The 8,278-nt window shown below is 69.4% G+C and carries 9 protein-coding genes; all 9 read left to right on the top strand.

The features are described from left to right. Nucleotides 1–3: 3 nt before the first annotated feature. The 9 genes from ACWDVW_RS23075 to gntD all read left to right on the top strand — a co-directional run bounded on the left by ACWDVW_RS23075 (nucleotide 4) and on the right by gntD (nucleotide 8,240). Nucleotides 4–222 carry an MbtH family protein gene (locus tag ACWDVW_RS23075; RefSeq protein WP_131051449.1) on the top strand — a complete coding sequence of 73 codons (219 nt, stop codon included), beginning with the start codon at nucleotides 4–6 and terminating at the stop codon, nucleotides 220–222. After that, nucleotides 219–1,775, top strand: coding sequence for a tryptophan halogenase family protein (locus ACWDVW_RS23070; RefSeq protein WP_449952319.1), 1,557 nt, complete (start codon nucleotides 219–221; stop codon nucleotides 1,773–1,775). The genes ACWDVW_RS23075 and ACWDVW_RS23070 overlap by 4 nt, the downstream gene beginning before the upstream one ends. Next, nucleotides 1,775–2,317, top strand: a complete 543-nt coding sequence (locus ACWDVW_RS23065; protein WP_350698956.1) for a flavin reductase family protein — start codon at nucleotides 1,775–1,777, stop codon at nucleotides 2,315–2,317. Before ACWDVW_RS23070 ends, ACWDVW_RS23065 begins: the two co-directional genes overlap by 1 nt. Then, nucleotides 2,305–4,245: a RiPP maturation radical SAM C-methyltransferase gene (locus tag ACWDVW_RS23060; protein ID WP_449952315.1), complete on the top strand. Its 1,941-nt coding sequence runs from the start codon at nucleotides 2,305–2,307 to the stop codon at nucleotides 4,243–4,245. The genes ACWDVW_RS23065 and ACWDVW_RS23060 overlap by 13 nt, the downstream gene beginning before the upstream one ends. A 22-nt stretch (nucleotides 4,246–4,267) precedes the next feature. Then, nucleotides 4,268–5,104 carry an alpha/beta fold hydrolase gene (locus ACWDVW_RS23055; RefSeq protein ID WP_449952312.1) on the top strand — a complete coding sequence of 279 codons (837 nt, stop codon included), beginning with the start codon at nucleotides 4,268–4,270 and terminating at the stop codon, nucleotides 5,102–5,104. Nucleotides 5,105–5,182: 78 nt separating this feature from the next. Beyond that, entirely contained in the window at nucleotides 5,183–5,944 is a 762-nt protein-coding gene (locus ACWDVW_RS23050; RefSeq protein ID WP_449952309.1) for a HalD/BesD family halogenase, read from the top strand. A gap of 10 nt (nucleotides 5,945–5,954) precedes the next feature. After that, nucleotides 5,955–6,995, top strand: coding sequence for a class I SAM-dependent methyltransferase (locus ACWDVW_RS23045; protein ID WP_449952306.1), 1,041 nt, complete (start codon nucleotides 5,955–5,957; stop codon nucleotides 6,993–6,995). A gap of 1 nt (nucleotide 6,996) precedes the next feature. Then, a complete protein-coding gene (locus ACWDVW_RS23040; RefSeq protein WP_350698966.1) occupies nucleotides 6,997–7,224 on the top strand; it encodes an MbtH family protein in 228 nt (75 codons plus the stop codon). Next, nucleotides 7,221–8,240 carry a guanitoxin biosynthesis L-enduracididine beta-hydroxylase GntD gene (gntD, locus tag ACWDVW_RS23035; protein WP_449952302.1) on the top strand — a complete coding sequence of 340 codons (1,020 nt, stop codon included), beginning with the start codon at nucleotides 7,221–7,223 and terminating at the stop codon, nucleotides 8,238–8,240. Before ACWDVW_RS23040 ends, gntD begins: the two co-directional genes overlap by 4 nt. Nucleotides 8,241–8,278 lie beyond the last annotated feature (38 nt).

Genomic DNA, 8,278 nt, shown 5'->3' with positions numbered 1-8,278 from the left:
CCGATGACGCAGCCGGATGACGTCCGTTTCAAGGTCGTGGTCAACCACGAGGAGCAGTACTCGGTGTGGTGGTCGGACCGGCCCAACCCGCCGGGCTGGCAGGACGAGGGCACCGACGGCACCCGTCAGGAGTGCCTCGACCACATCGACCGGGTGTGGAAGGACATGCGGCCGCGCAGCGTGCGGACCGTTCGGGAAGCGATCCAGGGAGCACAGGCATGATGATCCGTAACGTTGTCATCGTCGGTGGCGGGACCGCCGGCTGGATGACCGCCACCTACCTCAAGACCGCCTTCCAGGACCGGATCTCGGTGACCCTCGTGGAGTCGGCGGCGGTCGGCACGATCGGCGTCGGCGAGGCGACGTTCAGCACCATCCGGCACTTCTTCGACTACCTGGGCCTGGACGAGCGGGAGTGGATGCCGCAGTGCAGCGGCTCCTACAAGCTGGCCATCAAGTACGACAACTGGCGCGGCGACGGCAGCCACTTCTTCCACCCGTTCGAGCGGCTGCGCACCTCCGACGGGTTCACCGCCGCCGAGTGGAACCTGGCCCTCGGCGACCCGACCGAGAGCTTCGACCGGGGCTCGTTCATCACGCCGTACCTCTGCGAGGCGGAGCGCTCGCCCCGGATGCTCGACGGGACGCTCTTCACCGCCAGCCTCGACGGCGAGCTGGGCCGCTCCACCCTGGACGAGCAGCGGGCACAGTTCCCGTACGCCTACCACTTCGACGCCGCGCTGATGGCCCGCTACCTGACCAAGCTCGGTGTCGCGCAGGGCGTCCGGCACGTGGTCGACGACGTGGTCGGTGTCGGGCAGGACGAGCGGGGCTGGATCACCCACGTCTCCACCCGCGACCAGGGCGACGTGACCGGTGACCTCTTCGTGGACTGCACCGGCTTCCGGGGCCTGCTGATCAACCAGACGTTGAAGGAGAAGTTCGTCTCCTTCACCGACGTGCTGCCGAACAACCGTGCGGTGGCGCTGCGGGTGCCCCGGGACATGGCCGAGCACGGTATCGCGCCGTACACCAAGGCCACCGCCAAGGACGCCGGCTGGATCTGGACCATCCCGCTGTACGGCCGGATCGGCACCGGCTACGTCTACTCCGACCAGTTCTGCGAGCCGGAGGAGGCCGAGCGCACGCTGCGCGAGTTCGCCGCGCCCGGGCAGGACGAGCTGGAGGCCAACCACATCCGGATGCGGATCGGCCGCAACGAGCGGTCCTGGGTGAACAACTGCGTGGCGGTCGGCCTGTCCAGTGGCTTCGTCGAGCCGCTGGAGTCCACCGGCATCTTCTTCATCCAGCACGCCATCGAGCAGTTGGTGAAGCACTTCCCGGACAACACCTGGGACGAGACCCTCGTCCGCGGCTACAACGACAAGGTCGCGCGGGTCATCGACGGGGTCAAGGAGTTCCTGGTCCTGCACTACGTCGCCTCGCCCCGGCAGGACACCGACTACTGGCGGGAGACCAAGGTCCGCGCCATCCCGGACGGGCTGGCCGAGCGGCTGGAGACCGCAGCGGTGCGGCTGCTCGACGAGAGCACCATCTACCCGTACTACCACGGGTTCGAGGTCTACTCGTGGATCACCATCTGCCTCGGGATGGGCCTGGCGCCGAAGAGCCCCCGGCCGGCCCTGGCGCACATCGACCCCGCCCGCGCGTCGGCCGAGCTGGCCGCGATCCGGGCCGACGCCGAGCGGCTGGTGAAGACCCTGCCCAGCGCGTACGAGTACCTGAGCACCATCCAACCGGCGGCGGAGGGGTGATGACGGTCGTACCGATGCGTCCCGGGTCCGAGCCGTCGCTGGCCGACGGCTGCCGCACCTTCATGAGCGGCTTCCCGACCGGGGTGGCGGTGGTGACCAGCGTGGACGGCGAGGGGGCGCCGTGGGGACTGACCTGCTCGTCGCTGATGAGCGTCACGCTGGAGCCGCCGACCCTGCTGGTCAGCCTCAAGGTGGGCAGCCGCACGCTGGCCGCCATCGAGGACCGGGGGCGGTTCGCGGTCAACCTGCTGCACGCCCGGGGCCAGCGGGCGGCGGAGGTCTTCGCCACCGGTCAGGCGGACCGCTTCCACCAGGTCGTCTGGCAGCCCCGGGGCGACGACCGGTTGCCGTGGCTGGTGGAGGACGCCTGCGGGTTCGCCGCCTGCACGCTCTCCGACGTCCGGATCGTCGGTGACCACGCGCTGGTGGTGGGGCAGGTCTCCGACGTCCAGTACACCGCCGACACCCCACTGCTGTACGGGTTGCGCCAGTACTCGCGGTGGCAGCCCTCGATCGTGGAAGGGTCCACGTGCGCCAGCTAGTCCTCGTCAACATGCCCTTCGCCGACCGGCGTCGACCGTCGTTCGCGCTCAGCCAGCTCTCCGCGTTGGTCCGCCGGGACTTCCCGGACGAATTCGACGTCCGGGTCTGCTACATCAACCACGACTTCGTCCGCTACTTCGGCGCCCAGGAGTACGACGCCATCGCCGGGGACATGGACTTCCACGTCGCCGGGGTGGGGGACTGGATGTTCCGGCAGCTCGCCTTCCCGGAGCTGCCGGACAACGTGGACGAGTACTTCAGCCGCTACTTCACCGGCCCGGCAAAGGCTGACCTGCGGCGTACCGTGCTGCGTCGCCGCGAGGGCCTCAAGGACTTCCTGCGCAGCATGGTGGAGAAGTACCGGCTCGACGAGGCGGACCTGCTCGGCTTCAGCTCGATGTTCACCCAGAACCTGCCCAGCCTCGCGGCGGCCCGGATGGTCAAGGACCGCAACCCGGCGGTGACCACGCTGATCGGCGGCGCCAACTGCGAGGCGCCGATGGGCGCGGCGTTGGCGCAGAACTGCCCGCAGCTCGACTTCGTCTTCTCCGGGCCGTCGCTGGTCACGTTCCCCGAGTTCCTGCGCAGCGTGCTCGACGACGACCTGGAGCGGGCGCACCGGATCCGTGGCGTCGTCACCCGGCGCAACCAGATGGAAAGCCGCTACCGCAAGGGGATCGGCCCGAACGCCGACATCGACGACTACTTCGACCCGGACTACACCGAGTTCCGCACCTCGTTCGACCAGATGGTGCAGCTTCCGGCCGCCGCGGCGGAGCCGATGCTGTTCTTCGAGACCTCTCGGGGCTGCTGGTGGGGCGAGCGGGCGCACTGCACGTTCTGCGGCCTCAACGGTCAGACCATGGCCTACCGGGCGATGCGACCGGAGAACGCGCTCAAGCAGTTCGACTGGCTGTTCTCGCACGCGCCGTGGGCCAAGAAGTACTGCTGCACGGACAACATCATGCCGATGGACTACCTGACCGAGGTGTTCCCGAAGCTCGACCCGCCCGAGGGCATCTCGATCTTCTACGAGGTGAAGGTCGGCCTGGACATCGAGGACATGACGGTGCTGGAACGCGCCGGGGTAAACGAGATCCAGCCGGGCATCGAGGCGATGGCGACGCCGACGCTCAAGCTGATGCGCAAGGGCACGTCGTCGTTCCAGAACATCCAGTTCCTCAAGAACTGCCTGCGGCTCGGGATCAGCCCGGTCTGGAACCTGCTGATCGGGTTCCCCGGCGAGGCCGAGGAGACCTACCGGCGCTACGTCGACGACCTGCCGCTGCTGTCCCACCTGCCACCGCCGCAGGGCTGCTTCCCGGTGCGGTTCGACAGGTTCAGCCCGTACTTCAACAACGCCGCCGAGTACGGGCTCGACCTGGAGCCGGTGGACCACTACCGGCTGACGTACCCGTTCGACCGCGACGGGCTGCGCGACGTGGCCTACTACTTCGCCGACCAGAACGTCTCCGACTACATGATCTCGTCGGCGACCTGGCTGCGCCCGCTGCGCGAACGGGTCGGGCAGTGGAACACGGCGTGGGCGGCGGGCAGCGGACCCGCGCTGACCCTGACCCGCACCGACGGCGGCACCACGATCCGGGACACCCGCTCGGGTGCCGAGCTGGTCTACCCGATCGACGACGCCGACACCGAGCTGCTGCTGCACCTCGACAAGCCGGTACGGGTGGACAAGCTCGGCGCCGAACTGCCGCATCTGGCCGACGAACTGGAGAAGCGGCTGGCCGGCTTGCGGGAACGCGGGCTGCTCTTCTTCGAGGGGCACCGGGTGATGAGTGTCTGCGTCTCCGACAGCGACGTCGACCCGATGCCCCGCCCGCGCCGCACCGTGGTCGGCGGGACCCGTTCGCTGCCGCTGACGCCGACCCGACCGGCCCGGAACCTGTCCCTTCCGGTGGCCTGACCCAGGATCGAAGGAGCCAGTCATGCCACTCGTCGTGGCCAACGGCACGAAGATCAGCTACGCCGAGCGTGGCACCGGGGAGCCGGTCGTCCTGGTGATGGGGACCGGCAGCCCGGGCAGCGTGTGGCAACTGCACCAGGTGCCGGCGCTGGTGGCGGCCGGGTACCGGGTGGTCACCTTCGACAACCGTGGGGTCGCGCCGTTGCCGCCGGGCGCGGCCAAGCCGACCGTGGAGGACCTCGTCGGCGACGTCGTCGCTCTGGTCGAGCGACTCTGCGGCGGCCGGGCCCGGCTGGTCGGCACGTCGATGGGCGCGCACGTGGTGCAGGAGGTGATGGTCACCCGGCCGGACCTGGTGCAGCAGGCGGTGCTGATGGCGACGCGGGGCCGGACCGACACCTTCCGGGGCGCGCTCGCCACGGCGGAGGCGGCCATCGCGCTGGGGGAGGCGAAGCTGCCGCCGCAGGCGTACGCCGTGTGGCGGCTGATCCAGAGCCTGTCCCCGCACACGCTCAACGACGAGAAGCAGGCCCGCTCCTGGCTGGACCTGATGGAGTTCTTCCCACCCTCCCTCGAGGTGGCCGAGGCCCAGACCGAACTGGAACGGATGGCGGACCGGCTCGACGCGTACCGGGCCGTCACACCGCCGCCGGACGGCGCTCTGGTGGTCGGCTTCGCCGACGACCTGGTGACACCGCCGCATCTGGGCCGGGAGGTCGCCGAGGCGATCCCCGGCGCCCGGTTCACCGAGGTCGCCCGGTGCGGGCACTTCGGCTATCTGGAACGGCCGGACGCCGTCAACGCGCTGCTCGTCGAGTTCTTCGGTGACCGTGTTCCTTCCACACGTTCGACGCAATGAAAAGTGCGCGGTCCGCGCCGCGGTCGGCGGTTCGGGCATGGGCGAAAACGGCGTAAGAGAAGCGAATAGGAGGTAACTGTGGAAGCTTCTGTGGTGGATCCCCTCGCGAGACTCGCGGCGCACGAGGTCAGCTCGGAACAGCTGACCGAGGCACGTGAGCACCTCGCGAAGTACGGTTTCACAAAAGTGTCCTTCGTCGTTCCGGAGGAGTTGAAGGAGACCGTCGCGACCGAGGTGCTGAACCTGGTCGGCGAGGCCGGTGTCCGACGCGACCTACGGTTCGCCGCGACCGGCAACACCCTGCGTCGGATGCGCAACGTGCGACGCGACGAGGTGGCCGAGCGCAGCACGGTCATCCCGGCGGTCTACGAGTCCGAAGCCCTGCTCGCGCTGCTGTCCAAGGTGGCCGGCGAGGCGGTGCTGCCCTGCCCGTACGAGCCGGAGCAGTACGTGATCACCCGGCTCGAGGAGAGCGGCGACACGCACGGCTGGCACTGGGACGACTACGCCTTCGCGCTGGTCTGGATCATCGAGTGCCCGGCGGTCGAGCACGGCGGCTTCGTGCAGTGCGTGCCGGGCACGACGTGGAACAAGGAGAACCCGGAGATCCACCGGGCATTTCTGGCCGGCCCGACCTATTCGGCCTCTTTCGTGCCCGGTGACCTCTATCTGATGCGCACCGACACCACCTTGCACAGGGTCTATCCGATCACCGGGGGAGTACGGACGATCATCAATATGGGTTACGCCGCCACCACCGATCTGGACCGGCACATCTCACACGAGACGATGGACGCGTTGTGGGCTGAGTCGTCTCCGGCGGCGCCACCAATCCGCTAAGGAGGAAACAATGACCGACACGATCGTCGAGACATATTCGGCGGACGCTCCCTCGTACACGGTCGGAGCAGCCGCGAGCCTCTTCTCGTCCTACGTGGTCACCTCGGCGATCTCCGCCAGCCACCAGATCGGCCTGCTCGACCTGTTGCACGCCGAGGGCGGCACGGACGTGGCCACGGCCGCCGGCAACCGTCTCGACCACGGCGTGGTCCGAGGGCTGCTGGACACGCTGGTCTGGGCGAAGGTGGTCGAGGCCGACGGGGACCGGTACCGGACCGGGCCGGGCTTCGCCGACGTCTACGCCGCCCGGGGCTACTTCTACTGGGTGGTCAAGGGGTGCGGCGAGCTGTTCTCCATCGCCCCCGACGTCGCCGCGCCCGAGCAGCGGGTGGGCGACTTCTACCACCGCGACATGCGGGCCGTGGCGATCGGCTCCCGCCTGATCGGCGACAGCGAGGTGGAGCCGCTCTTCGACGAGATCGTCACCGGGCTCGACTTCGCCGCGATCGCCGACCTCGGCTGCGGCTCCGGGCAGCGCCTGATCCGGATCGCCCAACGCGACCCGTCGGTGAGCGCGGTCGGCGTCGACATCGCCCGGGGTTCGGTGGAACTGGCCGAGAAGTCGGTGGCCGACGCGGGCCTGGAGGGCCGGGTCCACATCGTCCAGGGCGACGTGCTGAACCTGGAGCCCACCGAGGTCTTCGCCGACGTGGAGGTGGTGACCTGCGTCTTCATGGGCCACGACTTCTGGCCGATGCAGCGGTGCGTCGACGGGCTGGCCAACCTGCGCCGGGCGTTCCCGAACGTCAAGCGACTGATGCTCTGCGACGTGGTCCGCACCCCCGGACCGGCCAGCCCGGAGACGACCACCATCTTCACCCTCGGCTTCGAGTTGATCCACGCCCTGATGGGCGTCTACATCCCCAGTCGGGAGGAGTGGTTGACGGCGTTCGAGGCGGCCGGGTGGGACCTGGTCCGCGAGCGTCACGTGGCCGCTCCTCCGTCCGGGATCCTCTTCGAGCTGGTCCCGTCGGCCCCCAGGAGCGCCTGAGATGTCCAACCCGTTCGACCGGCCTGACGGCACCTACCTGGTGCTGGTCAACGCCGAAGCGCAGTACTCCCTGTGGCCCGAGTCGAACCCGGTGCCCGACGGCTGGACGGTGGCGCACGGCCCGGCCGGGCGTGACGACTGCCTCGCCTTCGTCGAGGTCACCTGGACGGACATGCGGCCGGCGAGCCTGGCCCGGGCGATGGCGGCGGACTCCGGAGCGTCCCGGTGACCACCGACTGGCCCCGATACCAGCTCAGCGACGCCGATCTCACCGCGTTACGGGCGATCGGCGAGACCGTACGATCCGCGTCCGACGTGGACCCCCGGCAGCCGGACTTCTACGACCGCCACCGGTCCGCGGTGCGGCGCCTGCCGGCCGGTCTGTGGGAGTTCCTGGACGAGTTCCGGCACGGCGAGCCGGCGGCGGCCTGCTCGGTGCTCGGCTTCCCGGTCGACGACCGGCAGGTCGGGCCGACACCGACGCACTGGGACGCCGAGCGTCGGGGCAGCCACGTCACCGAGGTCGAGGTGTTCATGGCGCTGTGCGGCATGGCGTTGGGAGACCCGTTCACCTGGACCACGCTCCAGGGCGGACGGCTCGTCCAGAACATCGTGCCGATCGCGGGCGACGAGGCGCGGCAGAACGGTCACGGCAGCGAGGCGTTGCTGGAGTTCCACACCGAGGACGCCTTCCACCCGAGCCGCTGCGACTATCTGCTGCTGTTCGGCGTCCGCAACGAGGACAAGGTGGCCACCACGGTGGCGTCGGTGCGGGAACTGGACCTGGACCCGGCCGACGTCGAGGTGCTGCGGCAGCCGCGCTACCACATCCTTCCCGACGACGAGCACATCCGTCAGCTCACCCTGAGCCAGCCGGACCATCCGGCCCTCAAGCTGGTCGAGCGGATGCGGGACGACCCGGAGCCGGTCGCCGTGCTGTTCGGCGATCCGTCCCGGCCGTACCTGCGGATCGACCTGCCCTTCATGCGGTGCGTGGGCGGTGACGACGACGTGGCCGCCCGGCGGGCGCTGGACGCCCTGCACTCGCAGTTGCTCGCGCACCAGCACGACGTGGTGGTGGAGCGCGGCACGCTGCTGATCGTCGACAACTACCAGGCGGTGCACGGCCGCAAGTCGTTCCGGGCCCGGTACGACGGGACCGATCGGTGGCTCAAGAAGCTGACGGTCAGCCGCAACCTGCGGTCGGGCAGCGGGTCGCCGGCGGGCGGCCGGGTGCTGGTCTGACCGGGAACACGGGTGGTGGGCGCGGTCACCGCGCCCAC

The organism is Micromonospora sp. NPDC003241 (assembly GCF_053589795.1).
This window is presented reverse-complemented; position numbering and strand designations above follow the sequence as displayed.

Coding starts and splice junctions, on each gene's coding strand:
- ACWDVW_RS23075 (WP_131051449.1), top strand. CDS start 4: ATGACGCAGCCGGATGACGTCCGTTTCAAGGTCGTGGTCAACCACGAG.
- ACWDVW_RS23070 (WP_449952319.1), top strand. CDS start 219: ATGATGATCCGTAACGTTGTCATCGTCGGTGGCGGGACCGCCGGCTGG.
- ACWDVW_RS23065 (WP_350698956.1), top strand. CDS start 1,775: ATGACGGTCGTACCGATGCGTCCCGGGTCCGAGCCGTCGCTGGCCGAC.
- ACWDVW_RS23055 (WP_449952312.1), top strand. CDS start 4,268: ATGCCACTCGTCGTGGCCAACGGCACGAAGATCAGCTACGCCGAGCGT.
- ACWDVW_RS23045 (WP_449952306.1), top strand. CDS start 5,955: ATGACCGACACGATCGTCGAGACATATTCGGCGGACGCTCCCTCGTAC.
- ACWDVW_RS23040 (WP_350698966.1), top strand. CDS start 6,997: ATGTCCAACCCGTTCGACCGGCCTGACGGCACCTACCTGGTGCTGGTC.